General features: G+C 54.1%; 25 protein-coding genes, 1 tRNA gene and 1 riboswitch. Of the genes, 16 read left to right on the forward strand and 10 right to left on the reverse strand.

The features are described from left to right. Positions 1-32: 32 nt before the first annotated feature. The 3 genes from LINBF2_RS07735 (at position 33) to LINBF2_RS07745 (ending at position 2,040) form a co-directional block, all read left to right on the forward strand. On the forward strand, positions 33-515 hold the full coding sequence (locus LINBF2_RS07735) for a hypothetical protein (RefSeq protein ID WP_146100159.1): 483 nt from the start codon (positions 33-35) through the stop codon (positions 513-515). Between the two features lie 143 nt (positions 516-658). Then, positions 659-1,582, forward strand: coding sequence for a S8 family serine peptidase (locus LINBF2_RS07740; protein WP_281887954.1), 924 nt, complete (start codon positions 659-661; stop codon positions 1,580-1,582). Beyond that, a complete protein-coding gene (locus tag LINBF2_RS07745) occupies positions 1,579-2,040 on the forward strand; it encodes a hypothetical protein (protein ID WP_146100158.1) in 462 nt (153 codons plus the stop codon). Before LINBF2_RS07740 ends, LINBF2_RS07745 begins: the two co-directional genes overlap by 4 nt. A 1-nt stretch (position 2,041) precedes the next feature. Here LINBF2_RS07745 and LINBF2_RS07750 read toward each other — a convergent pair whose 3' ends face one another. Both LINBF2_RS07750 and LINBF2_RS07755 read right to left on the reverse strand, forming a co-directional pair. Further along, complete coding sequence (locus tag LINBF2_RS07750) at positions 2,042-3,436, reverse strand: EAL domain-containing protein (protein ID WP_281887956.1); 1,395 nt, start codon at positions 3,434-3,436, stop codon at positions 2,042-2,044. Positions 3,437-3,566: 130 nt separating this feature from the next. Further along, the gene (locus tag LINBF2_RS07755) at positions 3,567-4,610 is read right to left on the reverse strand and encodes a S8 family serine peptidase (RefSeq protein ID WP_281891304.1); all 1,044 of its coding nucleotides are present in this window, start codon (positions 4,608-4,610) and stop codon (positions 3,567-3,569) included. 335 nt (positions 4,611-4,945) lie between these two features. Between LINBF2_RS07755 and LINBF2_RS07760 the strand changes: the two genes are divergently transcribed. Beyond that, positions 4,946-5,869 carry a spermidine synthase gene (locus tag LINBF2_RS07760; protein ID WP_281887958.1) on the forward strand — a complete coding sequence of 308 codons (924 nt, stop codon included), beginning with the start codon at positions 4,946-4,948 and terminating at the stop codon, positions 5,867-5,869. A 47-nt stretch (positions 5,870-5,916) separates the two neighbouring features. Here the strand turns inward: LINBF2_RS07760 and LINBF2_RS07765 are convergent, their stop codons facing one another. Next, positions 5,917-6,483: a TetR/AcrR family transcriptional regulator gene (locus LINBF2_RS07765; RefSeq protein ID WP_281887960.1), complete on the reverse strand. Its 567-nt coding sequence runs from the start codon at positions 6,481-6,483 to the stop codon at positions 5,917-5,919. A gap of 146 nt (positions 6,484-6,629) precedes the next feature. Here LINBF2_RS07765 and LINBF2_RS07770 point away from each other — a divergent pair, with 146 nt between their 5' ends. Continuing rightward, complete coding sequence (locus LINBF2_RS07770; RefSeq protein ID WP_281887962.1) at positions 6,630-7,169, forward strand: hypothetical protein; 540 nt, start codon at positions 6,630-6,632, stop codon at positions 7,167-7,169. A 226-nt stretch (positions 7,170-7,395) separates the two neighbouring features. Here LINBF2_RS07770 and LINBF2_RS07775 read toward each other — a convergent pair. The 6 genes from LINBF2_RS07775 to cysS form a co-directional block, all read right to left on the reverse strand. Further along, positions 7,396-7,488, reverse strand: a tRNA-Ser gene (locus LINBF2_RS07775). Between the two features lie 23 nt (positions 7,489-7,511). Next, positions 7,512-8,780, reverse strand: coding sequence for an aspartate kinase (locus LINBF2_RS07780; protein WP_281887964.1), 1,269 nt, complete (start codon positions 8,778-8,780; stop codon positions 7,512-7,514). Positions 8,781-8,815: 35 nt separating this feature from the next. Continuing rightward, positions 8,816-9,781, reverse strand: a complete 966-nt coding sequence (tilS, locus tag LINBF2_RS07785) for a tRNA lysidine(34) synthetase TilS (protein WP_281887966.1) — start codon at positions 9,779-9,781, stop codon at positions 8,816-8,818. Then, positions 9,747-10,721: an acetyl-CoA carboxylase carboxyltransferase subunit alpha gene (locus LINBF2_RS07790; RefSeq protein ID WP_281887968.1), complete on the reverse strand. Its 975-nt coding sequence runs from the start codon at positions 10,719-10,721 to the stop codon at positions 9,747-9,749. Before LINBF2_RS07790 ends, tilS begins: the two co-directional genes overlap by 35 nt. A gap of 21 nt (positions 10,722-10,742) precedes the next feature. After that, positions 10,743-11,387, reverse strand: a complete 645-nt coding sequence (locus LINBF2_RS07795; protein WP_281887970.1) for a DNA-3-methyladenine glycosylase 2 family protein — start codon at positions 11,385-11,387, stop codon at positions 10,743-10,745. Positions 11,388-11,390: 3 nt separating this feature from the next. Then, complete coding sequence (cysS, locus tag LINBF2_RS07800) at positions 11,391-12,764, reverse strand: cysteine--tRNA ligase (protein ID WP_281887972.1); 1,374 nt, start codon at positions 12,762-12,764, stop codon at positions 11,391-11,393. A 102-nt stretch (positions 12,765-12,866) separates the two neighbouring features. Between cysS and LINBF2_RS07805 the strand changes: the two genes are divergently transcribed. Genes LINBF2_RS07805 through LINBF2_RS07820 form a run of 4 tightly spaced genes read left to right on the forward strand, consistent with a single transcriptional unit; the run spans position 12,867 to position 15,494 of the window. Then, positions 12,867-13,517, forward strand: a complete 651-nt coding sequence (locus LINBF2_RS07805; protein ID WP_281887973.1) for a tetratricopeptide repeat protein — start codon at positions 12,867-12,869, stop codon at positions 13,515-13,517. 11 nt (positions 13,518-13,528) lie between these two features. Next, positions 13,529-14,101: a peptidylprolyl isomerase gene (locus LINBF2_RS07810; protein WP_281887975.1), complete on the forward strand. Its 573-nt coding sequence runs from the start codon at positions 13,529-13,531 to the stop codon at positions 14,099-14,101. A 40-nt stretch (positions 14,102-14,141) separates the two neighbouring features. Continuing rightward, positions 14,142-14,648 (forward strand): peptidylprolyl isomerase, encoded by a 507-nt coding sequence (locus LINBF2_RS07815; RefSeq protein WP_281887977.1) that lies wholly within the window; start codon positions 14,142-14,144, stop codon positions 14,646-14,648. Positions 14,649-14,657: 9 nt separating this feature from the next. After that, positions 14,658-15,494 carry a UDP-2,3-diacylglucosamine diphosphatase gene (locus LINBF2_RS07820; protein WP_281887979.1) on the forward strand — a complete coding sequence of 279 codons (837 nt, stop codon included), beginning with the start codon at positions 14,658-14,660 and terminating at the stop codon, positions 15,492-15,494. Here LINBF2_RS07820 and LINBF2_RS07825 read toward each other — a convergent pair. Next, positions 15,491-18,325 carry a DUF349 domain-containing protein gene (locus LINBF2_RS07825; RefSeq protein WP_281887981.1) on the reverse strand — a complete coding sequence of 945 codons (2,835 nt, stop codon included), beginning with the start codon at positions 18,323-18,325 and terminating at the stop codon, positions 15,491-15,493. The two genes, LINBF2_RS07820 and LINBF2_RS07825, sit on opposite strands and share 4 nt — an antisense overlap. Before the next feature lie 89 nt (positions 18,326-18,414). Between LINBF2_RS07825 and LINBF2_RS07830 the strand changes: the two genes are divergently transcribed. From LINBF2_RS07830 to LINBF2_RS07860, 7 genes are all read left to right on the forward strand, one after another. Continuing rightward, entirely contained in the window at positions 18,415-19,251 is an 837-nt protein-coding gene (locus tag LINBF2_RS07830; protein WP_104801151.1) for a lytic transglycosylase domain-containing protein, read from the forward strand. A gap of 27 nt (positions 19,252-19,278) precedes the next feature. Beyond that, positions 19,279-19,407, forward strand: a riboswitch (ZMP/ZTP riboswitch). Between the two features lie 27 nt (positions 19,408-19,434). After that, positions 19,435-20,679 carry a serine hydroxymethyltransferase gene (glyA, locus tag LINBF2_RS07835; RefSeq protein WP_281887983.1) on the forward strand — a complete coding sequence of 415 codons (1,245 nt, stop codon included), beginning with the start codon at positions 19,435-19,437 and terminating at the stop codon, positions 20,677-20,679. A 404-nt stretch (positions 20,680-21,083) separates the two neighbouring features. Further along, the gene (gene nrdR / locus LINBF2_RS07840; RefSeq protein ID WP_104801149.1) at positions 21,084-21,533 is read left to right on the forward strand and encodes a transcriptional regulator NrdR; all 450 of its coding nucleotides are present in this window, start codon (positions 21,084-21,086) and stop codon (positions 21,531-21,533) included. A gap of 53 nt (positions 21,534-21,586) precedes the next feature. Then, positions 21,587-22,126 (forward strand): GspH/FimT family pseudopilin, encoded by a 540-nt coding sequence (locus tag LINBF2_RS07845; protein WP_281887986.1) that lies wholly within the window; start codon positions 21,587-21,589, stop codon positions 22,124-22,126. Next, positions 22,114-22,662, forward strand: coding sequence for a type IV pilus modification protein PilV (gene pilV / locus LINBF2_RS07850; protein WP_281887988.1), 549 nt, complete (start codon positions 22,114-22,116; stop codon positions 22,660-22,662). The genes LINBF2_RS07845 and pilV overlap by 13 nt, the downstream gene beginning before the upstream one ends. Next, positions 22,659-23,423 carry a PilW family protein gene (locus tag LINBF2_RS07855; protein WP_281887990.1) on the forward strand — a complete coding sequence of 255 codons (765 nt, stop codon included), beginning with the start codon at positions 22,659-22,661 and terminating at the stop codon, positions 23,421-23,423. The genes pilV and LINBF2_RS07855 overlap by 4 nt, the downstream gene beginning before the upstream one ends. Next, positions 23,420-24,082, forward strand: a complete 663-nt coding sequence (locus LINBF2_RS07860; RefSeq protein WP_281887992.1) for a hypothetical protein — start codon at positions 23,420-23,422, stop codon at positions 24,080-24,082. Before LINBF2_RS07855 ends, LINBF2_RS07860 begins: the two co-directional genes overlap by 4 nt. The last annotated feature ends 4 nt before the right edge of the window (positions 24,083-24,086 follow it).

Genomic DNA, 24,086 nt, shown 5'->3' on the forward strand with positions numbered 1-24,086 from the left:
ATTTAAATTCTTAAGTTGTACAATTTGGCACTATGAAGCGTCAACTTTGCATTCTTAAGAAATGGGTGATTGGAGCCGTTGGGGCCGTATTCGCTTGCCAACTGGCTTTTGCAGATCCAGTTTGGCATTGTTCTCGAAGCGAAATTCAAATTGCAAATGCATCGGATGACTTCGCGCTCGCATCCTTGGCACTTGAACGAGAGGTCATTCGTTTGTCCTTGAGAGATTTGTATGCTGTGTATCAAGGAACCCCCATCAAAATGAGTGGCGGCCTTCCACTATCCGCATGTGTCATTGAAGGCACTAACTCAAACTTGACCCACACAGCCCTGAAAAGTATTGGCGCACAACCCGCAACCATCAAAGCACTGACGGGCGCCAATGCACTCATGAAAAGTCACATTCATGCCGTGCCTGACGAATCGTCCATGCTCGCTTGCATCACCAAACACCACCCAGCAATTGGCTACTTATCTCAGGCCAGCCACACAGAGGCTGTGGGGCCGTGCTTCTAAGGCCTGTATTCGCTGCACTCACTTTCGCTGCGATATTCAATGCAGCAGCTATCGACCATCCTTGGCACTTAGGCGCAGCAAATCAAAGCGCATCAGCGCCAGCAGCCATTAACACCAGCGCCCTCAAACCTGGACCTCACCGCGTGGTGGTCGCGGTGATTGACAGTGGCGTCATCGCAGCGCATCCCAGTTTAAAAGGCCAACTTCTACCAGGCTATGACATGCTATCGGCTCCCAATAATTTGCGAGGCGGGCGGTCGACCGACTTTGGACCCGATGAACGTGATGCGCGTTGCGGCCAACGTCTCATCTCGGGGGCATTTAGAACGCACGGCACAGAGGTTGCGAGTTTGATTGCCGCAAATGGCACAGACGGTGTCTATGGCGTCAATCCGACGGCAAAAATTTTGCCGATTCGATTATTTGGTGCATGCAGCATGTCACGCTCTGACCTGTTAGATGCCATTGCATGGGCCGCTGGGCTTCCTGTCGCAGGTGTTCCAGACAATCCAACACCTGCAAAGGTCATCAACATGAGCATTGCGGGCGGGCTCACTGTATGCGGCGCAGATTTACAACGTCTGCTCAATCGCGTGATCGAAAAAGGCGTCTTCGTCGTGGCTGCGGCAGGCAATAACTTTCACAAGCCGTTGCCAGAACCCGCCAATTGCAATGGGGTCATTTCCGTCGGCGCAGTGGACGCTGAAAATCGGATAGAAACATATTCAGCCCTGGACCCTCGCACCATTTTGTATGCCCCTGGAGGTGGGAAACGTTTGCCATCTGACGCCTATTGGGCAATTAACAAATTGATGGTGGCCACCTATGATTTAGATTTTTTAGGTTCTGAACGATCTGCTGCCTTAGAGCGAGGAGTGGGCACTAGTTTTGCGGCTCCCATCGTTGCAGGATTCATCTCTTTGTGGCTATCGCATCAACCCCAAAAGCAGCCCTCTGATTTATCGCGTGACCTACCAAAATTTTTGCGCCAAGTTGATCCCATCGAAAAATGTGCAGAATGCACCCCGAAAGGCTTAGCCGCCAATGCAGGAATCACCCAGCCATGAAATGGCCTTTACTTTTCTCTGTCTTGATAAGTTGCTCAACCGTCGCTGATCCGGTGTGGCATTGCTCACGAAACACTGAAGTTGAAAAAACGGCAGTACCCCATGTAAGAGAAAATCAGTTTTCAATTGCATCCTTCGGCACATCGACCGAAATAATCGGCGTGTCTATCAGCGATTTGATCGATGTTTACTCTGGCGTCACCGTTCGCGTAGGAGGGCTCCCACTATCCGCATGCTTCATGCCAAACAATGAAAAACTGACATCGACAACATTGGCATCGTTAGGATTGCAAGCATCCACCATTCAAGCGCTGGCAAGAAAAAGCACCATCATTCACAGCCATCTTTACTTGGTCACCAATGACGTTCAAATGCTGTCATGCATCTCCCAGCATTTCCCTGCCGTTGGGTATTTGGATGAACCTCATGACACGGTGTCTGTCCAGCCCTGCTTCTAAACTAAGCCGCAGAGTACTCACCAGAATCAGAAGGTGCCTCTCTCAGGTTCGGCATACGCGTTACACGGAACGAACGTTTGGACAAGAGACTTTCAAACGCCACCGCCGTCATTGGGGAATAAAAATAGGCGCCCTGCCCCAAGATACAGCCCATGCTTTGTAGCTCCGCCTGTTGCCAACCAAAATCAAGTCCATCAGTCATAACTTGAACATCATGCGCTAATGCATGTTGAATGGTTGCATTCACCCATTCTTTGACTTGTGCGTCGTTGTTCAGACGCTGAACCAGCTTGCCGTCTATCTTCACTTTGTGTACAGGCAAAACCTCAAGTAGCGCTTGTGAGTGAGCACTCAAACCGAATCGGTCAATCGTGACACTCAGTCCTTGCTCTGCAAATGCCGCTATGTGAGCCGCAGCTTTCTTTGGATTAGTGGCCACGACGGACTCGTTCACCTCTAGCTCTAACAATTGATGGGGGTACTGAGTGTCACGACATACATCACGAATTTTCTGCGCAAAACTTGGCTCTTTGAATTGAGCCTCTGTGATATTGATCGCCAAAATCAATGGCCCATACTGATGCTGCCATGCGACCGCTTGCGTGCATGCGGAACGCAATAACCAATCGTCAAATGGCAAACAAATTTTGTTTTTCTCCGCCATTCCAACAAAATCAGAGGGCGACACATGCAATGTTTGACCTGAAGGATGGCGCCAACACACCACCACCTCCATACCAAATACACCGTCATCACTCATGCGCTGAATCGGTTGATAGTCGATTGATAGATCTGCATCCTGCATCGCCGCATTCACGGCATGTGCTACATCAAATGAAGAGCCCCCGCGATCAGCGTCATCATCCGCAGCAACTCTTTCAAAACGAACTTTGATACGCAACTGCTTAATCAATACATAAATCACACTGGGGACAATCAACAAAATACCCAGCCAAGTGATGATACGTAAATAAGTGGGCCACAGATTTACCCCGATATGCAGATTGGCAACAATCAAGCTATCGAACGTAATAGGGGCCATGACATGCATTTGATTGGGGTCGTCATTCGCTGAAGCCAGCTCAAACGAAGCAGACATGGGATCCAACACGTTTCCCGACCTTGCATAACTGGCAATAGACGCTCCCTGCGCACTCACCAGTTCAGCCGACTCGATGCCTGGATAATTTTCCAAGGCTTTCAACACAGCATCGACTTGTTGGGTGTCATTGACCAGCAAAGCCGGCAAGATACTTTGCGCGACAGAGTGAACCAAAGCCTCGTTGTGCTCAACAATGAAATGTCGAGTGGCATTGAAAATCAAAACGCCAGCTAACGCCAAAGCGCCAAGTGCAGCAGGTACCAGAACTGCCAACTTAATGATTTTTTTGCTCATAACCTTCTCCGTTCGAATCGATTTCGAAGAATTTTAGAAATCAATTTGTAAGAACAATGATAAATCTTGTTAAGTCAAAATAACAAAAAAGAATACATTATTTTACATAAAATATATTGAGCAAAAAAGTTTATTTAGAAGCAGCAGGGGGCATCGCCAAGCCCTTGGGCGTGCAATCCATGCATTTATCTGTCGGATTCACAGGGCGAGAAAATTTTGGCAACTCGTTCATAAAGTCTGCGGGGCTCATATCCAAGCGAGAAGACAAGAGCAAAGACAAAAACCCAGATACCAGGGGTGCGGCATAGCTTGTTCCAACGCCACGGTAAGCCCCTAAATGGGTTTCATCACCCTTGAAATCCACATCAAACGAGGCCACCTTCAACTTGTTGTTGTGCCAAGGTGCATGGCCATTTAAGTCTTTACCGCCGCCAGGTGCATAAATCACAGTGCGTGTATCCAGTGCCGAATAGCTCTCGATGTTGTTCTCTGCATCAACTGCGCCCACAGAAATCACCCCTTCGCAATTGGCTGGCTCTGCCAATTTTTTGCCAAAGGTATTCCCCACAGCCGCCACCACAAAGATATTTTTCTTCGCCAACCGGTCTACCAAATTTTGTAAATCTGGACCACACACGCGTTTACCGCCAGAAAAACTCAAATTGATGATTCGTGCGGGATTGGCATTTTGCGGAACACCTGCCACAGGCAAGCCCCCAGCCCATGCCATGGCATCGAGCAAATCAGCACGTGTCATCGGGCATGACCCAAACAAACGAATTGGCAAAATCTTTGCGTTGGGATTCACACCGCGCACACCATCTTTGCCATTCCCTGCAATCAAGCTAGAGACCTCGGTCCCGTGGGTACGAAACGTTGTAGAGGTCACACGCTCTCCGCATTTGGCATCACGTGCATCTGGGGCGTAATCGGCAGAACGCGCGCCACGCAAATTCAAAGGAGGTGACAACATGTCGTACCCAGGCAGCAAACGACCTTCAAGGCTAGGGTGATTGGACAAAACCCCACTGTCAATCACCGCAACAACCACCTCATGCGGACCAGGTTTGATGCCTGCCGTATTGATGGCTGATGGCGCCACGGGTGTCGCAGGATTCAAAGCGCCTAAGTGCCAAGGCAAATCTTGTGCGATGGATACCGTGCTCGCGGCCATAAAAGCCACGAAGACGACACCTTGAAAAATAAAACGCACGCATACAAACACCAGAATCGCCTTTCAACACATCAAAAAGATGTTTTATGAAAGGATGTTAGATTTGGCGGTTTAAATCAGCAATTCCATCAATAGGGTTAATTTACACAACACTTGTTTCCATTTTGAACACTCACCCATCCAGAGTGAAGCATATCGATTGCAAACTGTGTATTTTTTGAAACTGAAACTCACGAAAAAAGTGATGGTTTTCTTGATTAACAAACATTAAGGATCTGTTTCTCCACACCAACTGAAGGTGGAATAGGACATTGAACATGGATTTATGTAATCGAATGACTTCAGATTTTGAGTTGCCCTTCACATCGCTTGAAATAATTTACGGCTTAGTGGCCTGCATTTTGTCGGTGTTGATAGGGACTGTTCTTGCTAAAAAACAAGCCCGTGCTTTTTCCACACCGAAGCACAAGACAACAAGCACCACCGCACCACACCAAGAAGATTTGCCAACGGTCACCTTCGTCGACTATGGCGATATGCGCTTCTTGCATTTAGGCACGCCCTCAGTACAAGGCTCGATGAAACTGAGCAAACCTTTTGATATTCATCTTGAGTATGTACAACGCATGATGGGTTGGTTGCTCTTTACTGACTTGAACAACGTTCAAAATTTACACGCCATGCAATTGGGTTTGGGCGCTGCATCATTGACCAAGTTTTGCCATCACCACTTGGACATGCAAACCACAGCCATTGAGTTAAACCCGCAAGTGATCACCACATGCAGACAGTGGTTCCATTTACCTCCAGATGATTCGAAACTGCAAGTCACCATCGGTGATGCAGCTGAAGCAGTGACCCAACCACAATGGTTTGACAAAGTCGATGTATTACAAATCGACCTCTACGACCAAGAAGCAGATAGGCCTGTGCATGACAGCGAAGCGTTTTATGCCAATTGCAGACAATTGCTCACGCCGCAAGGCTGCTTGGTTGTGAATTTATTTGGGCGCCACATGCACTTCAAGCAAAGCATGAACAAACTGGCTCCCTCATTTGGCAAAGATGCCCTGTGGGCCTTCAAACCAACCCCTGCAGGCAACACCATTGTGTTGGCCTTTTGCACGCCACGCACACAGGACAAGCAAGCACTGCGCTTGCAAGCGCAGGCCATCGAAGAACGTTGGCCCTTGCCTGCAACAAAGTGGCTGAAAGCGCTCACGCCCTACGCCATGGCATCACACGACTCCTGCACATGAGGCAGTAAGCTGCGAAAAATCTTCAACAGACGGTGGGTTGATGAGGTTTAGTTCAGCTTGCCCTCTGCGTGAACTAGCAACAACTTCAAACTTGGAGCAATAGATTCAAGGCACTGCTTTGGCTTGCTGCCGTTCACAACAGCATTACGGTAGCCAACGTAATAAAGCGCCCAAATAGCAAGGCAGCATGCTGGAACATCTGGGTGTTTCGCCTCTGTCAACACCGCAATAATGGGACCAAGCAGCTCAGTCACCTGATTGCGAATGCGCTCCTCGTATGCCTTAGACCACATCCATCCGTAAGCAGCACTCTGACGTCGAACTTTGATGTGCTTAATATCGAAGACATAAAGCGCCAAGAGGTATCGAAAAACAAACGCATTAAGGTCCTCGCTAGGCTTCACGCGAGCCTTTTTAGCGACCTTGTTGATCTGCTCATCACTCAAAGCGATGCTGATTTCGGCGAGTAAGTCCACCTTGGTAAGACCTAAGCGATACGCTTGGACAGGGGTGAAGCCAGCTTGAGCAGCGATTTCACGCATTCCCACCTCGGCATAACCTTTTTGTTCAAAAAGCTCCCAAGCAACTTTTACAAACTGACTTTGTCTATTCATTTGCCTAGCTTCAAACTCTGAAAAATTTTTTAATGTAGCTTGCTAATACGTTAGTAAACCAATTCAGCCGGAGCTCTGCCAATCATCAATAAATGTATACACACAGTGTTTTTCAGTTATTTATCATGCTGTAAACGAGTTTACAAATGACACTTCAAAGCAGAATTTCAATAATAGCTGTCACTGGGCTTGCGTATTTTCTTTGCTACCAATTGAACTTTCTCTTGATTGGTTCATCGCTCAATTACGCACATCGTGTGGATTGGATTTTTCTGCCTAGCGGCCTTCGTCTTGCGTTTGTACTGATATTTTTGCTGGATGGTGCTTTAGGTATTGCGATTGCGTCAATATTCATAACGTACCAGCAGTATTTTGACGGTAACTACCTGAAACTTCTGATCTCAGGCTCTCTGGCTGGTATTGGACCTTACATAGCATGGCGGTTCGCTTCTGTGTTCCTGAAACTAAATAAAGAAATGACGAATCTCAGCTCCGTTGGGCTGTTTAAGTTAGCTGTCTTCTTCGCATTCATAAGCGCAGTCATTCACCAACTTTGGTATTTCTGGATTGGAACAAACGAGCAGTTCTTGGACACACTTGTCGTCATGTTCTTGGGCGACTTATTTGGCACGATGGTGGTTCTAGGAGCACTTCAAATGCTGTTACGAACCGTTCGAATTCCTTAATACTAATGAGCTTGGGATTACCTGAAACCAGACTCCTGATCTGTTCGCCCCTTGAGTGACTGAAGAAATTGAGTCATGCCATTTTGCACAACCGTCAACTGCAGTCAACCTTGGTGTTTACGGAAGTCAGTGATGCCTATCACCCACGCAAGCACCAGCTCATCGTGTCGGAATGTATCTTCAAAATAAAAAAGCCGTTGATATACAACGGCTTTTTAGGGTGTGCTGGCGGAAACGGAGGGATTCGAACCCTCGATGAGGCTCTACACCCCATACTCCCTTAGCAGGGGAGCACCTTCGGCCACTCGGTCACGTTTCCAGCAGGGCATATTATGCCTGAACTTAAGCAGAAGGCTGGTCCAAATCGAAAGCTTTGTGCAACGCGCGCACAGCGAGTTCCATGTATTTTTCGTCGATCACAACGGAGGTCTTAATTTCAGATGTCGAGATCATTTGGATGTTGATGCCCTCTTCGCTCAATGAGCGGAACATCTTGCTGGCCACACCCACGTGGCTGCGCATGCCGATACCGACGATAGAGACTTTGCAAATCTTGGTGTCGCCTTGCACATCAGATGCGCCCAAGGCTGGCAACACTTTGTCTTTCAACAAATCTGTTGTGCGAGCGTAATCGTTGCGGTGCACGGTGAAGCTGAAGTCGGTTTTGCCATCCTTGCTGATGTTTTGGATGATCATGTCCACTTCAATGTTGGCTTCAGCCACAGCGCCCAAGATTTGGTAAGCGATACCTGGCTTGTCTGGCACGCCGACCACAGAGATTTTGGCTTCGTCACGGTTGAATGCGATGCCCGATACGATTGCTTGTTCCATTTTTTCGTCTTCCTCAAAGGTGATCAACGTACCTGATTTGGCTTCTTCGTTGATGTCAATGTCCCACGCGGTGAAGCTGGACAACACGCGCAGCGGCACCTTGTATTTACCTGCAAACTCAACTGAGCGAATTTGCAAAACTTTGCTACCCAAAGATGCCATCTCCAGCATCTCTTCGAAACACAGTGTTTCTAAGCGACGGGCTTCAGGCACCACACGTGGGTCTGTGGTGTACACACCATCCACGTCGGTATAAATCAAACACTCTTTGGCTTTGAGCGCTGCTGCCACGGCCACAGCCGAGGTGTCAGAGCCGCCACGGCCTAAGGTGGTGATGTTGTCGTGTTCGTCTTTGCCTTGGAAGCCCGTGATGATGACCACTTTGCCAGCGTCCAAATCGGCACGAACGCGCACATCGTCAATCGACTCAATGCGGGCCTTGGTGTAGGCGTTATTGGTGCGAATCGGTACTTGCCATCCAGCGTAGCTAACTGAGGGCTGGCCTTCGGCTTGCAAAGCAATGGCCAACAACGCAGAAGACGCTTGCTCGCCCGTAGAGGCCAGCATGTCGAGTTCGCGGTTGTAGGCCGAGTCGGCTTTGGAAGGGGCCAATTCTTTGGCAAGGCCTAGCAAACGGTTGGTCTCGCCGCTCATCGCGGAAGGAACCACCACCATTTGGTGACCCGCACGGGCCCACTTGGCCACGCGCTTGGCGACGTTGCGAATGCGCTCTGTCGAGCCCATCGACGTGCCGCCGTATTTATGAACAATCAATGCCATATTTCTTTAAAACTGTTGTGTTATGGGCAAAAAACCTACAGATTGTAGCAACGCAATACAGCCCTATCTCGGCGCACAAACCCACGCCCCACCTTGATATCGATGTTGTGGCCGCGTGTGGTGCAAGCCTTGACTTGCACCAGCAACGCCTGCAGTTGAGCTGCACTGGCTTGAGAGTGTTCCAGCGCCAGCCAAAGGCGCAAAACGTTCGATTGCCGAGCCTCACTGAGTTGCTGCAAAGCTTTGATGGCAGGTGGATTACCCACGATTTGCAAATCTTGTTCAGCCACCTCTTGAAGCAGGGTTTGCGCTTGGGCCGCATGTGAAGCACTACGCGCAAAGGTTTGCCTAAAAGCTGGAAACGCCTGCTCAATCACTGGCAGCAACTCAGCACGGATACGGTTACGTGTGTAGCGCGTGTCTGTATTGGTGGGATCTTCCACCCAAGCTTGCCCTGCAGCCCTAAGAGCCTCACGCAAGGCTTCCCCAGGCACATCCAACCAAGGACGGTGATAAGTCACACCATGACGCTCAGCCACTGCTGGCATGCATGCCAGACCAGGCAAGCCTGCACCACGTGAGAGCGCCAGCAGCAAGGTCTCCACTTGGTCATCAGCATGCTGAGCCAAGGCCATGTCTTTGATTTGTCCACCCCAGTTGTTTTTCAGTGCCTCAGCCAGCGCTCGATAACGGGCTTGACGAGCTGCATCTTCTGGGCTTTCACCCACTGCGTGAGCTGCGTTGACCCGTTGCACCACCAGTGGAACATGAAGGCCTTCACACAACGCCACGCAATGTGCTTCAAAACCATCAGCAGCCGCTTGCAAGCCATGATGCACATGGACAGCATGCACCCTGCCCGGCCAGCGTTTGGCACAAGCAAAGAGTAAGGCGGTGGAATCGGCCCCGCCGCTGAGTGCAACGGCGAATGGACCTAAGTGCTGGAACGCGTCCAGCGTGGGGAAATTAGCGTTCAGCTTTGGTGTCGGTGAAGCGGCCATAGCTTTGCAGACGCTCGTAACGCTTGTCGAGCAACTCTTTGACCTTCATGTCGGTCACTTGGCGCCACGCGTCGTTCAAGCCGCGCTTGAGTTGAGCCGCCATTTGCTTGGGGTCACGGTGTGCGCCACCCACTGGCTCATTCACGATTTTGTCGACCAGGCCTAAAGCTTTCAGGCGATGGGCGGTGATGCCCAGTTGCTCCGCAGCATCTTCGGCACGGTCAGAGGTTTTCCACAAAATCGAGGCGCAACCTTCTGGGCTGATGACCGAGTACACCGAGTACTGCAGCATCAACACTTGATCTGCCACGCTGATGGCCAACGCGCCACCCGAGCCACCTTCACCAATGATGGTGGTGATGATCGGCACTTCGAGTTGGGCCATTTCAAAAATATTGCGACCAATCGCTTCGGATTGGCTGCGCTCTTCTGCGTCGATGCCGGGGTAAGCGCCGGGTGTGTCCACAAAGGTGAACACAGGCAACTTGAACTTCTCGGCCGTCTTCATCAAACGCAAAGCTTTGCGGTAGCCCTCAGGGCGACTCATGCCAAAGTTACGCGCAGCGCGCTCTTTGGTGTCGCGGCCTTTTTGCTGACCCAAGACCATACACGCATTGCCATTGAAACGGGCCAAGCCACCCACGATGCTCAAGTCATCGGCAAAGTGGCGGTCGCCATGCATTTCTACGAAGTCGGTGAAGATCTCGTTGATGTAGTCCAGCGTGTAGGGACGCTCGGCATGACGGGCAATCTTGGTGATTTGCCAAGGTGTGAGGTCGCTGTAAATGTCTTTGGTCAGCTGCATGCTTTTCTTGCTGAGCTGGTCAATCTCGTCAGAAATGTCCACCGCAGACTCGCTTTGCACATAGCGCAGTTCTTCGATCTTGCCTTCTAGCTCAGCAATCGGTTGTTCAAAGTCGAGGAAAGTTCGTTTAGCCAAAATTAATTACTCCTTGAGCGCTCAGTAAGACACTGGCAGCGGATCTAGCGATCGCCAAATATACCAAGTCGCCACACTGCAGTATGGCGCCCACGCCGCAGCCACTTCTCGGGCTTCGCTGCGGCTGACCGCCTCGCCCGAGAAATAGTTGTGGCTAATCCCGTTGATCAAGCCCACATCGTCAAGCGGCAACACATTGGGCCGCATGAGGTGGAACATCAAAAACATCTCAGCGGTCCAGCGGCCAATGCCGCGAATGGCCACCAGCTCTTCGATGATGGCGTCATCCGTCATCTCAGACCACTTCTTCACATGCAAAGCACCGTTGTCAAAGTGCAGCGCCAAGTCGACGATGTATTCGACCTTGCGGACTGACAAGCCTGCGGCGCGCATGTCATCCACCTTGAGCTTGAGCACATTGGCGGGCGTGATTTTGCGAGGCAACAAAGCAAAGCGGTCCCACACGGTTTGAGCGGCCTTGACCGACACCTGCTGGCCCACAATGCTGCGCGCCAGCGTGACAAACGCATCACCGCGCGACTGCAACGAGGCCTCGCCAAACTGAGGGATGAGGCGTTTCATCACCCGATCTTTTTTGACCAAGTGTTTGCACGCCTCAGCCCAGTACTCGGGTGTGGCGATGGTGATTTTGTCTTGGGCGACCATCAATTAGCCACGCTCCCAAGTGGTGCCTACGGGCGAGTCTTTGAGCACAATGCCCTCGGCGGCCAAGGCTTGGCGAATGCGGTCGGCCTCGGCAAAGTTCTTGGCCGCTTTGGCTGCTGCACGTGCAGCGATTTGGGCTTGAATGGCGTCTTCGTCCACACCTGCGCCCGCTTGGGCAAAGGCTTTGGGGTCGTCTTGCAACAAGCCCAACACGCCGCCCAAGGCTTTGAGCAAGCCAGCGGCCTGTGCCGACTGTGTGCGGTTGAGCTCGCTGGCGAGTTCAAACAACACAGCCACCGCCTCAGGCGTGCCAAAGTCTTCGTCCATCGCTGCTTTGAAGCGCGCAGCATGGGGCTCAGCCCAATCGATCGTCACTTCATCAGGCGTCACTGTTCCCAACGCTGTGTAGAGGCGTTTCAACGCGCCACGGGCGTCGTTCAAATGCACGTCGCTGTAGTTGAGCTGGCTGCGGTAATGGCTGCGCACGACAAAGAAGCGCACTGTCTCCGCATCAAACTCTTTCAACACATCACGGATGGTGAAGAAGTTACCCAAGCTCTTGGACATTTTTTCGTTGTCCACATTGATGAAGCCGTTGTGCATCCAGACGCTGGCCATTTTTTGGCCATTCGCGCCTTCGCTTTGGGCGATTTCGTTCTCGTGGTGTGGGAACTGCAAGTCAGCGCCACCGCCATGAATGTCAAAACTCTGGCCCAGCATCTCGCAACTCATAGCTGAGCACTCGATGTGCCAGCCGGGGCGGCCTGCACCAAAGGGGCTGGCCCATTTCACTTCGTCAGGTTCGCTCTCTTTGGCAGACTTCCACAACACAAAGTCCAGTGGGTCTTGCTTGCCATCGTCGACGGCCACGCGCTCGCCGGCTTGCAACTCGTCCAGCGACTTGCCGGACAACTTGCCGTAGCCTGGAAACTTACGCACGGCGTAATTCACATCGCCATTGCTGGCTTGGTAGGCCAAGCCTTTGTCTTGCAAAGTGCCAATCATGGCAAGCATTTGCGGCACATAGTCCATAGCGCGGGGCTCGTGCGTGGGGCGCTCGATGCCCAACGCGTCGGCGTCTTGATGCAAAGCGTCAATCATGCGGTCGGTCAAGCCGCGCACGGTTTCGCCGTTTTCTAGCGAGCGTTTGATGATCTTGTCGTCAATGTCGGTGATGTTGCGCACATAGGTCACACGATAGCCGCTTGCCTTGAGCCAACGCTGCACCACATCGAACGCCACCATCGAACGGGCATGGCCCAAATGACACAGGTCGTACACGGTCATGCCACACACGTACATGCGCACATGGCCAGGTTCGAGCGGCGAAAAGTTCTCCAGCGCACGCGTGAGCGTGTTGTGAATGCGAAGCGTCATGAGTGAATCGAGAGATGACCGCAAAGAAGGGTCGGTAATGAGGTGAAAGCCAAAGAGTCCTTGAGACCCTCTGTTTTACAATGCCATGAGTATACAAAGCACATGACAAACCCTCACGCTCCCTCCCTAACCAAGTCTTTGGCATCGCCCACAGCTCGTCAAACCTTCGCACAAGCCCGATGGGTGGCTGCATGGGTCCTGGGGTGGGTTGTAGGTTTTGGTTCATTCAATGCGCAGGCTCAAAGCGTGGAAGCATTGGACTGGCAACCGGGCCAATCCATGATGCCCATGGTGATCAGCACACCGCACAACGATGTCCGCAAGCTGCTGCGCCAAGCCAAGTACCCACAAGCCTTGCTACTGGTCAACAAAGGTTTGGTCAACAACCCGCGTGATCCGCAAATGCGATTTTGGCAAGGGTTCATCTTTGAGCAACTAGGGCAATCAGACATGGGGCAACAGGTGTATTTGGGCCTGACTCAAGATTACCCAGAGCTGGCCGAGCCGCACAACAACCTAGGTGTGCTTTATGCAGCCAAGGGCGACTACCCCAACGCCAAGGCTTCACTGGATGCAGCCTTGCGGGCCAATCCCAATTACGCAGCAGCCCACGAAAACATGGGCGATCTCTTAGTCAATATGGCGCGTCAGTCGTACGAACAGTCTTTGGCGATTGATGCCAAACAACGCGGTTTAACTCAGAAAATCGAACGACTCACACCTGTTCTCGCAATTACCCAAGGCAAACCATGACATTTGTTCACATGACACGTCGCGTCTTATGTGCCCTCGCCTTCATTGGCTTGGCCCAAACAGCCATCGCGCAAGACGCCCCCCGCGTGAAGTTCGTCACCAATGCGGGCGAATTTGTGGTCGAGATCTACCCAGACAAAGCACCCAAGACTGTCGACAACTTTTTGCAATACGTGCGCGACAAGCACTATGACGGCACCATCTTTCACCGAGTGATTGGTAACTTCATGGTGCAAGGTGGTGGCTATGACCAACGCTACATCGAGCGCCGCACACGCCCACCTGTGGAGCACGAAGGCCGTGAAGCCTTGGCCAAAGGTGGTCCACGTAACACCGTGGGCACCATTGCCATGGCGCGCACCAATGTGCCCAACTCGGCCACCGCACAGTTTTTCATCAATGTGATGGACAACGCCTTCCTTGACCCAACACCACAACAACCCGGCTACACCGTGTTTGGCAAAGTGGTCTCGGGCATGGACACCATCACAAAAATCAAAAGCGTACAGACTGGCTTTGGCGGCCCCTTCCCGTCTGATGTGCCACGCACCCCCATCATCATCCAATCGGCCAACCTGCTCTAAGCAAGTCTTGGCCCTCTCATTTCATTTAAGGAAACACACCATGAGCAACCCTCAAGTCGAACTGCACATCTTGGACCACGGCGTCATCACCATCGAACTCGACGCTGAAAAAGCGCCGAAGTGCACCGAAAATTTCTTGCACTACGTGAACAAAGGTCACTACGACAAAACCATTTTTCACCGCGTGATTCCAGGCTTCATGGTGCAAGGCGGCGGCTTTGAGCCCGGCATGACACAAAAAGATTGCGACGAGCCCATCGAAAACGAAGCCAACAACGGCCTCAAGAACAACCACTACACACTGGCCATGGCCCGCACGTCTGACCCACACTCAGCCACCGCTCAGTTCTTCATCAACGTGGCTGACAACGAATTTTTGAACCACAAAGCACCCAGCATGCAAGGCTGGGGCTATGCCGTGTTTGGCAAAGTGGTGAGTGGCAATGACGTGGTCGACAAAATCGCTGCCGTCAAAACAGCCCGCAAAGGCTTCCATGACGACGTGCCAAAAGAAGACGTGGTCATCGAAAAAGCAGTGGCGCTCTAAGCCTCTTCCATGTCAACCGCCCCTCTGCTGCCACAGCCTGTGCCTAGCGTACAAGCGCCGCAGCATTGGCAACGTGTGGACTTCATCTCTGACCTGCACCTAGACGCCCATGAGCGTGCCACGTTTGATGCGTGGGCACAGCACATGGCGCACACCCCCGCAGACGCCCTCTTCATCTTGGGTGATTTGTTTGAGGTGTGGGTGGGCGACGACAACCCAGACCCCTTCGCCTTGCAGTGCATCGCTGTGCTCAAGGCCACGGCGCAACGCTTGCCCGTGTACTTCATGTGCGGCAACCGCGATTTTTTGGTGGGCGCAGACCTACTCAAAGCCAGCGGCATGCAAGGATTGAGCGACCCAACGGTGTTAGACCTTGGCGCCACTGGCAACGCCCAACCCACGCGCATCTTGCTCAGCCACGGCGATGCCTTGTGCTTAGACGACCACGACTATTTGGCCTTTCGCGCTCAAGTGCGCCAGCCCGAATGGCAAGCCGCTTTTTTAGCCAAACCTTTGACAGAACGCCAAGCCTATGCGCGCGACGTGCGAAACAAAAGCGAAGCACTCAAACGCAGTCACACCACGCAAGCAGATTTCACTGACTATGCCGATGTAGACAGCCAAGCCGCCATCGCGTGGCTCAAAGGAGCTGACGCTCAAGTGCTGCTGCATGGCCACACTCACAAGCCTGCGGCACACGACCTAGGCGATGGTTTGAGCCGTTGGGTGCTGAGTGATTGGCATGCAGACAGCCAACCGCCGCGACTTGAAGTGCTGAGCTGGCTGCGCCAAAACGAACAAAGCCCCACTAGGGGGCTTTGTCGGTTGCCGCTCAGCGTTGTTTAACGCTTGAGCAACACCTTCAGCGCAGCTTGCAAACGACGCGCTGCAGCTTCGTCATATGCACCACCCAAGACCTGAGCCGCATCAGCAGCCCATGTCATTTGAGGCGACGGGTCATTGCGGCGCGTGAGCATTTGCAACTGCAAGGCACGGCGTGCATCCATTTGCGCAGCAGGCGTGGGCAAGTCAGCGGCCACTTCCAAACGCAACAAGGGCGTGACGGCCGCGCCTTGCGGCTGAGCCGACAAAGCTTGCGACCATTGCGTGCGCTGCGCTGGGCTGAGCTTGCTACCAATGGCTTGCGCCGCTGGCAATTGGGAAGCATCGCGCTTTTCCCAAGCGTGCATGAGCTGGGTCAACACCTCGCCGTGCGCTTGTGAAGCCAAACGACGCAAGGCATCTTGTGCAGACTCCAAAGCAAAGCGTTGGGCGCGGAAAGCTGCATCACCCAAACGTGGGCCACGCGGTGCAAAGCCCTCGCGGCCACCATCACGTCCACCATCACGTCCACCATCGCGGCCTGGTTTGCCGTCACGGCCAAAGCTTGGCTTGTCACCAAACTTGCCGCTGGGCTTGCCATCGCGGCCACGGCCAGCAGGTGCGGCTTCGGTACGTTTTTGACCTGGGCGGTCATCACCGCGCACAGCCACTACTGGGCGTGGCGCAGCTTTGGGTTTGGCAGAGGCTACTTCTGCCACGGGCTCTGCAGATACTTCGGCATCTGGAGTCTCTGCGGCGGGTGCTTCGTTTGCAACTTCTGCTTCATCTGTTGAGGTCGCCTCTGCAGAGCCTTCGGCAGTTACGTCAGCAGATTCTGAAGTTGCAGGCGCTTCTTGTGCAGGTGTCGCAACAGGCTCAGCGGCAGCTGGGGCAGCTGGGGCAGCTGGGGCAGCTGGGGAAGCAGCGCCAGCCACCACTTCACCGCGCGCGATTTGCTCCAGTGTTTGCATGGCCGCACGGATGGCAGCAGCATCACCTTTGGCCGTGGCTGAATCCAAAATCTTGGCCGCATCCAGCACGGCTTTGTCGTGCGGCGTGAGCGCGGCTTGCGATTGCTCGCGCACCGACGACTTGCGGGCAAAGGCTTCGTCAATCGGTTGACGGAAGGCATCCCACAGTTTTTGTTCTTGCTTGCGGTCGAGTACAACGGCGTGGGCTTCTTCTTGCCAGCGTTGTTGCAAAGCCTTCACGGCATCCACACGCAGCGAAGGCGCAGCGCCCAAAGCTTGGGCTTCGGCAATCAGGGCATGGCGGCGTGCAAGACTTGCTTTTTGCACGGCTTCCAATGGTTCGTGCGCGGCGTGGATGGCGGCTTTCCAAACGGGTTGCAACTCGGCAAACATTTTCTCGCTCAAGTGGCCGCTTTCGCGCCAGCGCTGGGCAAACTGGTGCAACTGGCGGGCCACGCCCTTCCAGTCGGGGCCATTGGCATGCGCAACTGCCCATGCTTTGACTTCTTCAATCAAAGCCAAGCGCTGGGCTTTGTGCGCGGTGGTTTGGGCGCGGGCTTCCTTGAGCCATGCGTCCACCACTTCGTGAGCGCGGTTGCAGGCGCTGTCAAAGCGCTTCCACAACGCGGGGTTGGGCGCGGCTTCTTTGTCGATTTTTTTCCATTGCTCGCGCAAGTTGCGCAAGGTTTCTTGCATCTTGCGTCCGCCCATGGCGGGGATGCGAACCACGTCGTCAGCTTTAGCGGCTGGTTTTTCTGCAGCAGTTGCTTGAGCTGCGGCTTCGGGCACGACCGTCTCGGTTGCCGCTTCTGCAATGGCTTCTGATGTTGGCGTAACTTCATCGGCAGGTGCTGCGCTAACTTCAGGTGCGCTGACAGCCTCAGTGGCAACCGCGTCAATCGCGGCGGCTTCAGCAGCATCTTGCGCAAGCGCAGCGTCATCCGCCTTCGCCACTTTGGCTTTCACAGGCTTAGCCGCAGGCGCAGGCTTGAACAACGCTTCGGCTTGAATGGCCAGCTCCAAACGCTTTTGGTCCACCACAGCTTTGTCGGCTGTTGGTTTAACTTTGCGCGTTGCATCCACACCCGCAGCAGGCTTGGCTGCTTTTTCTGGTGCGGCAGCTTGAGGCAATACTTCACCACGGGCCACACGAATTTGGTCAGACCATGCGGGCACAGCTGGCAATGGCGCGGCGGCATCGGCCGCAGCTGCCTCGGTCAAGGTCAAGGCCTCGCCAAAAGCAGTCCACACGGCTTGCACTTGTTGGGTGCTGGTTTGCAGAGCAGACGCAAATTTGGCATCCACGCTAGGCCACTGGGCATCGGCGGCCAACGCTTGGGCTTGCGCCACCCAACGGTCAAGGTCAGCTTGCAGGGCTTCGCGCTGGGCCAAGGCGTCTTGCCAAGGCTTGGTGGACAACACTTCAATGCGCTGGGCCAACAGCACAGCGGCTTCGCGCTGCACTTGGGTTTGGTGTTGCAAATCTTCAATCGCCTTGACACGTTCAGCCAAAGCGGTTTTCAGACCAGCCAAGGGTTCGCGTGACAAGGGCGCACCTGCTTTGGCGGCATCGCGCTGCCAGCCCATGGCGTCAGCCAAATTGATGTGGGGCGCATCGCGCAAGGCTTCGCCTTTGGCAGCCCACTCCACGATCAAAGCGTCTTGATCTTTGCTGCGACGCAGCTCATCCAGCTTTTCGCGCAAGACTTTGGCAGCACCTTTGTCTCGGTGGCTCATTTCATCAAAGACGGCTTGCACTTGGTCCAAAGTGGGCTGGCCAGCCAGCCAGTCGCGCAGGCGCGTGGTGCGGTCTGCCGAGGTCGAAACGGTAAAGGCCCCGCCAGTCAATTTGTCTAAGGCGGCGAGGTCGAGGGGTTTGTTCAAAGCATCAGTCACAAGTAGGGCTCACAGTAAATTAGGGGTGATTGTCGCCGAGGCTTTAAAATTTCAGCTACTTCCTATTTAATTAATTTATGTCTATTCCTTTCATTGCCCGCTTACAGCTAGGTCTACGTACCTTTGCAGCTGACGTGGCACAAGGTTTTTTCGCCATTTCTCACAACGGCTTAGCCGTGGTGGGCCTGTCCATTTTCTTTTTCGTCGTGGCGCTGACCGTGCGCCCTGACCTGCGCGTGGTGACCGAAGCCAAGGTCATCAGCTGGCTGCAAGAACGCCAATATGACGAAACAGGCATTGCCACCGATGCCGATGCCGTTGACCGTGCCACCGCCACAGACCCCCGCGACCTGCCCAAACAACAAGCCAACCTCGCCTATTGGTTGAGCAAAAAATACCGTGTCGCGCCTGAACCCCTGAGCGCGTTGGTCTCCGAAGCCTACGATGTGGGGCCAGCCAACCAAATCGAGCCCACCCTCATCTTGGCCGTGATGGCCGTGGAGTCTGGCTTCAATCCCTTCGCCCAAAGCCATGTAGGCGCCCAGGGCCTGATGCAAGTGATGACCAAAGTCCACGAGCAAAAGTACCAAGGCTTCGGCGGCGCCTTAGCCGCATTTGATCCCGTGGCCAATGTGCGCGTGGGCGTGAACGTGCTCAAAGAGTGCATCAACCGCGCGGGCAGCATTGAAGGCGGCCTCAAGCTTTATGTGGGCGCCGGCAATATGAAGGATGACCAAGGCTACGCAAGCAAGGTCATGGCCGAAAACGCCCGCCTCCAGCAAGTCGCCAAGGGCTTGAAAGTGCCCATTACCCCGCCACCCTCTACCGCCGCCGAGGCTGCCACCGCCCGGTTGGAGAGCTTGTGGGAAAAAGCCCAGAGATTGACGCCATTCGGCAAGGATGACGGCGAATAAGTGAGGCTATCCAAGCGCGGTAAACTCTCATCCGCGCGCAACTGGCGATAGGCGTGTGAGGCATCAGCCCCACAACGCTGACGTGGATGTATGACCACTGGGAAGCGCGCAGCCTCTGTTCACAGAGGTGTTTTGCCGTTCGCCTGGGCAGCCACAACACCACCTTTTTCTAGGACTGCCAGTATGTACAACCGCAACATCACCATCGAACAAACCGATCCAGAACTCTGGGCTTCTATTCAGGCCGAAAACGCCCGTCAAGAACACCACATCGAGCTGATCGCCAGCGAGAACTACGCGTCTCCCGCTGTCATGCAAGCCCAAGGCTCACAACTGACCAACAAATACGCCGAAGGCTACCCAGGCAAGCGCTACTACGGTGGCTGCGAATTCGTGGACGTGGCCGAACAACTGGCCATCGACCGCATCAAAACCATCTTCGGTGCAGACGCTGCCAACGTGCAACCCCATTGCGGTGCATCGGCCAACGAAGCCGTGTTCCTCGCTTTCTTGAAGCCCGGCGACACCATCATGGGCATGAGCTTGGCCGAAGGCGGTCACTTGACCCACGGCATGGCCCTGAACATGTCTGGCAAATGGTTCAACGTTGTGTCTTACGGCTTGGACAGCAAGGAAGCCATCGACTACGAAGCGATGGAAGCCAAGGCCCGCGAACACAAGCCCAAGCTCATCGTGGCCGGCGCTTCTGCCTACAGCTTGCACATCGACTGGGAACGCTTTGCCAAGATCGCTAAGGAAGTTGGCGCGATCTTCATGGTCGACATGGCCCACTACGCTGGCTTGATCGCCGCAGGCCAATACCCCAACCCCGTGCCTCACGCCGACGTGGTGACATCGACCACACACAAGAGCTTGCGCGGCCCTCGCGGCGGCATCATCTTGATGAAGGCCGAGCACGAAAAAGCCATCAACAGCGCCATCTTCCCTGGCCTGCAAGGCGGCCCGCTGATGCATGTCATCGCCGCCAAGGCGGTGGCTTTCAAAGAAGCCATGCAGCCTGAGTTCAAAGAGTACCAAGCCCAGGTGGTGAAGAACGCCAAGATCGTGGCTGAAACGTTGACAGCGCGCGGTCTGCGCATCGTGAGCGGCGGCACTCAAAGCCATGTGATGTTGGTGGACTTGCGCTCCAAGAAGATCACCGGCAAAGAAGCCGAGGCTGCTTTAGGCGCTGCGCACATGACGATCAATAAGAACGCCATTCCGAACGATCCAGAGAAACCTTTCGTCACCAGCGGTGTGCGTATCGGTACACCTGCAATGACAACGCGTGGTTTCAAAGACGAGGAAGCTCGCATCACAGCCAACTTGATTGCTGACGTGCTGGACAACCCACACGACGAAGCCAACATTGCTGCGGTGCGTGCCAAGGTGCATGCGCTGACTTCTAAGTTTCCTGTTTACAAGTAACTTCTTCAAACCCCGTCCTGTGTGGCGGGGTTTTTGTTTGTCTTCGCTCTTTTCGTTTTTTCGTTCGTGAAGGGTTCTCGCCGGAGAGGGCACGGGTTGCAGGTGCGGCGGGCTCTTCATGCTGGGGTACCAGAAATCATCGCCCGCCGCACCTACAACCCGCGCTGTTTGAGGTCTGAAATGGTTCGCTCGTTGCTACGCAACTTTGCTGCCTAACCCTTGCGACTGAAACGTGCGAGCGAAGCAAAGCATGACGCAGACTGAGGGTGTTTGGTATTGGCCGCTGACGATTTCTGGTACTCCAGCATGAGGAAGCGGCCAATACCAAACACCGTCAGCGAGCCCAGCACAAAAGGAAGCACCTCAATGCACCGAAAGCACAAAAGCAAAAGAGAGAACAACATATGAAATGTCCCTTCTGCGGCCACCTAGAAACCCAAGTCGTCGAAACCCGCATGTCCGAAGACGGCGACTCCATTCGCCGCCGTCGCCAATGCGGCGCCTGTGAAAAGCGCTACACCACCTACGAGCGCCCCGACGTCAGCTTCCCCAATATCGTCAAAAAAGACGGTCGACGCATCGAATACAAACGCAACAAACTCCTCGAATCCATGGGCCTTGCACTGCGTAAACGCCCTGTCAGTACCGAGCAGGTGGACAACGCCATTGAGCGTATCGAAGAAAAGCTCATGTCATTGGGTCAACGCGAAGTGCCCTCCACACGGATTGGCGAGCTCGTCATGCGCGAACTCAAAAAACTCGACAAAGTCGCCTACATCCGCTTTGCCAGCGTGTACCGCAGCTTTGAAGACATCGACGACTTCAAGAGTTTGGTGGACGAAGTTCGTAAGTAGTTTTCGAGTCTCAGCCATGCGCTGATGCCCCGTCAAAACCTAGCATTTGCGCCATGCAAAGGCTAGGTTTTTTTACGCCTCATATCCGGCGCTTACGGGATTCAAACTCACAAGGCTTCACCCTGGTGGAGCTGTTGGTGTGTTTGGGCGTGCTCGCGGTCATGGCATCTTTTGCTATCCCTAGCTGGCAACGCTTGCAAGAACGCAGCCGCGTTGAAGCCGCCCGTGACCAACTGATGAACGATTTGCAAACTGCCCGCGTACGCGCATTGCAACGTGGCGAAACTTTGCAACTCGCCCGCTTGCGCGATTGCACATGGGGCACGTCTGCCAACAACGATTGGAGCTGCGGGTGGCAGCTGGTCGTCAAGGTCGACCAAACCGTGTTGCACACCTCGCAAGTGCAAACGCCTTTGCAAGTGACGTTTACCAAATCGGAGCCACTTGATATCAGCCAACGTGGCGACCTTGGCACCGTGGGCGACCGCTGGGTGATTAGGTCACGGCAAGCGACACTCAACATTGCCAACGTCTTGTGCCTCAGCAGCGCCAGCCGTTTGCGCTGGCAATCGGGTGAAGCATGCAGCAGCTGAATCAGCCAATTAAGCCGCAATTCATGCGGCATCCAAGGCAAGCCAGACAACAACTGCTTGGCATTGCTTTGCTAGAAGCGCTTGTGGCTTTGGTCATCTTGGCCTTTGGCGTCCTAGGTCTGTTGTGGATGCACCAGCAAGCCCTGACGCAACAGCGCCAACAACTCATGCGCTCGGTCGCCACAGGCATTGCAGACGACTTGGCTGAGCGCATGCGTCTCAACGCACCGCAACGTGCGATATACGCCAAGGCGTGGGGCAATGCCACCACCGCAGCACCCGACTGCACAGCCACCGCCTGTTCACGCCAAGACCTTGCCATGTGGGACATGCAACAGTTGCACCAAACCTTGCAAAGCCAACTACCAGAAGGCGACGCCGCTGTGTTTGCCTTGACAGATGCTGAGGGCTGGTGGGGCATAGTCATCGCTTGGCGTGATGCCAACGAAACCTACCGCACCGACACGGCCTCAGGCTCGCCGACCTGCCCAACGCAGATGAGTTGCTGGCGTTTGTTCCTTAGGCCAGACCGATGACCCAGTGCACACACAACACACCATCGCAACGCGGCTACACCTTGCCTGAGTTGCTCATTGGCATGGCACTCAGCCTGCTCGTGATCGCGGCAGCGACATCGGCCTACGGCACCAGCAAACAAACGTGGAGCGCCATGGCAGCCGCGGATGCGGTGCACGCCAACGCACGCGTGGCTTTGCACAATATCCACGAGCAAGTACACGTGGCAGGAGCCGCTTACCTCAAAGCGAATAACAGCAACGGCAACTTCACCGTGGAAATTTCACTCAATGAAGACGCGGGGCAAGCCGCTTTGGCGGGTGTGAATGGCAACAAATCTGTCGAGAGCCTCACCCTCGGCCATTGGCATGCACTCGACACCATGGACTGCCAAGGCAACACCGGCAGTACCCACGCCATAGTGCGCAGCGATTACAAACTCAACACCAACAAAGAGCTGAGCTGCAAAGACCTCAACCTCACCAACAGCACCTACCAAGCTTTGGCGGAAGGCGTGGAAGATTTTCAGTTGCGCTACGCCGAAGCCAACCCAAGCACCCAAACCCTTCAGTGGAAAACCGCCAACCAAGTGACGGACATGGGGCAGGTGTTGGCCATCGAGGTGTGTTTGCGCGTCGCCAGCATCAACACCGTGCACAACACCAAGTCCAACAGCCATCTCAAAGGTTGCCAAGATGAGGTTTTGCTGTCTGATGGCCGCGTACGCCGAACGTTCAAACGTGTGGTGGCTTTGCGCAATCGCGAAGGAGTCATGCCATGAGGTACTCAACACGCATCAACGGATTTGCACTTCCCACCTTGATGGTCATGCTTGCGCTGGCCAGCATCGCCACGCTATTGGCGATGCGCAACCTCTGGGTGAACGACCAACTGCTCAACGCAGAAGCAGACCAGTTACGCGCACAACACAAAGCTGAAGCGGTGTTGCCCTTGGCCTTGGCCGACATCCTGAGCAACGCCACCAACAACGACGGAACCACCAACTTGCGCCACACCGCCGGCAACGCCACGCAGACCCACGCGTTCTTTCCCAACACCCTGGCTGAGTACGACATGCTGCGCCAACGCTTAGGCACAAACATTTGCAACGCCGGCATTTGCGCGCCCCATGCACTCAATCCCTCTGCCACCAAAGCCAGCGACTGGAAATCGCAAACAGGCTCAGCCATGCAAGTCAGCGCCGCCCATACGCCCTATGGCGACAACACCGCTTGGTATTGGGTCGAGGTGTTTCCGAACAACGGCAACGGCAATGCCACTGCCAACGTCACCTCCACCCCACCATTCGTTTACCGCATCACAACCTTAGCCAAAGGCGTCACGCCCGGCAGCACCACCGTGCTGCAAGCCATTTGGACACGAACCAGTGACACATCCCACACAGGCCAGTGGCACAGCTGGCATGTGCTGCACGACTGAACCC

This window comes from Limnohabitans sp. TEGF004, from assembly GCF_027924965.1.
Lineage (GTDB): Bacteria > Pseudomonadota > Gammaproteobacteria > Burkholderiales > Burkholderiaceae_C > Limnohabitans.

What these genes read in the sequence shown, in the direction of transcription:
- tilS (WP_281887966.1), bottom strand. Translation starts at nt 9,781, where the DNA reads ATGGCCGCTTCACCGACACCAAAGCTGAACGCTAATTTCCCCACGCTG.
- LINBF2_RS07750 (WP_281887956.1), bottom strand. Translation starts at nt 3,436, where the DNA reads ATGAGCAAAAAAATCATTAAGTTGGCAGTTCTGGTACCTGCTGCACTT.
- LINBF2_RS07755 (WP_281891304.1), bottom strand. Translation starts at nt 4,610, where the DNA reads ATGGCCGCGAGCACGGTATCCATCGCACAAGATTTGCCTTGGCACTTA.
- LINBF2_RS07860 (WP_281887992.1), top strand. Translation starts at nt 23,420, where the DNA reads ATGAGGTACTCAACACGCATCAACGGATTTGCACTTCCCACCTTGATG.
- LINBF2_RS07795 (WP_281887970.1), bottom strand. Translation starts at nt 11,387, where the DNA reads ATGGTCGCCCAAGACAAAATCACCATCGCCACACCCGAGTACTGGGCT.
- cysS (WP_281887972.1), bottom strand. Translation starts at nt 12,764, where the DNA reads ATGACGCTTCGCATTCACAACACGCTCACGCGTGCGCTGGAGAACTTT.
- pilV (WP_281887988.1), top strand. Translation starts at nt 22,114, where the DNA reads ATGCAGCAGCTGAATCAGCCAATTAAGCCGCAATTCATGCGGCATCCA.
- LINBF2_RS07805 (WP_281887973.1), top strand. Translation starts at nt 12,867, where the DNA reads ATGACAAACCCTCACGCTCCCTCCCTAACCAAGTCTTTGGCATCGCCC.
- LINBF2_RS07810 (WP_281887975.1), top strand. Translation starts at nt 13,529, where the DNA reads ATGACACGTCGCGTCTTATGTGCCCTCGCCTTCATTGGCTTGGCCCAA.
- LINBF2_RS07760 (WP_281887958.1), top strand. Translation starts at nt 4,946, where the DNA reads ATGACTTCAGATTTTGAGTTGCCCTTCACATCGCTTGAAATAATTTAC.
- LINBF2_RS07830 (WP_104801151.1), top strand. Translation starts at nt 18,415, where the DNA reads ATGTCTATTCCTTTCATTGCCCGCTTACAGCTAGGTCTACGTACCTTT.
- LINBF2_RS07820 (WP_281887979.1), top strand. Translation starts at nt 14,658, where the DNA reads ATGTCAACCGCCCCTCTGCTGCCACAGCCTGTGCCTAGCGTACAAGCG.
- LINBF2_RS07780 (WP_281887964.1), bottom strand. Translation starts at nt 8,780, where the DNA reads ATGGCATTGATTGTTCATAAATACGGCGGCACGTCGATGGGCTCGACA.
- glyA (WP_281887983.1), top strand. Translation starts at nt 19,435, where the DNA reads ATGTACAACCGCAACATCACCATCGAACAAACCGATCCAGAACTCTGG.
- LINBF2_RS07770 (WP_281887962.1), top strand. Translation starts at nt 6,630, where the DNA reads ATGACACTTCAAAGCAGAATTTCAATAATAGCTGTCACTGGGCTTGCG.
- LINBF2_RS07855 (WP_281887990.1), top strand. Translation starts at nt 22,659, where the DNA reads ATGACCCAGTGCACACACAACACACCATCGCAACGCGGCTACACCTTG.
- LINBF2_RS07735 (WP_146100159.1), top strand. Translation starts at nt 33, where the DNA reads ATGAAGCGTCAACTTTGCATTCTTAAGAAATGGGTGATTGGAGCCGTT.
- LINBF2_RS07815 (WP_281887977.1), top strand. Translation starts at nt 14,142, where the DNA reads ATGAGCAACCCTCAAGTCGAACTGCACATCTTGGACCACGGCGTCATC.
- LINBF2_RS07845 (WP_281887986.1), top strand. Translation starts at nt 21,587, where the DNA reads ATGCAAAGGCTAGGTTTTTTTACGCCTCATATCCGGCGCTTACGGGAT.
- LINBF2_RS07765 (WP_281887960.1), bottom strand. Translation starts at nt 6,483, where the DNA reads ATGAATAGACAAAGTCAGTTTGTAAAAGTTGCTTGGGAGCTTTTTGAA.
- LINBF2_RS07745 (WP_146100158.1), top strand. Translation starts at nt 1,579, where the DNA reads ATGAAATGGCCTTTACTTTTCTCTGTCTTGATAAGTTGCTCAACCGTC.
- nrdR (WP_104801149.1), top strand. Translation starts at nt 21,084, where the DNA reads ATGAAATGTCCCTTCTGCGGCCACCTAGAAACCCAAGTCGTCGAAACC.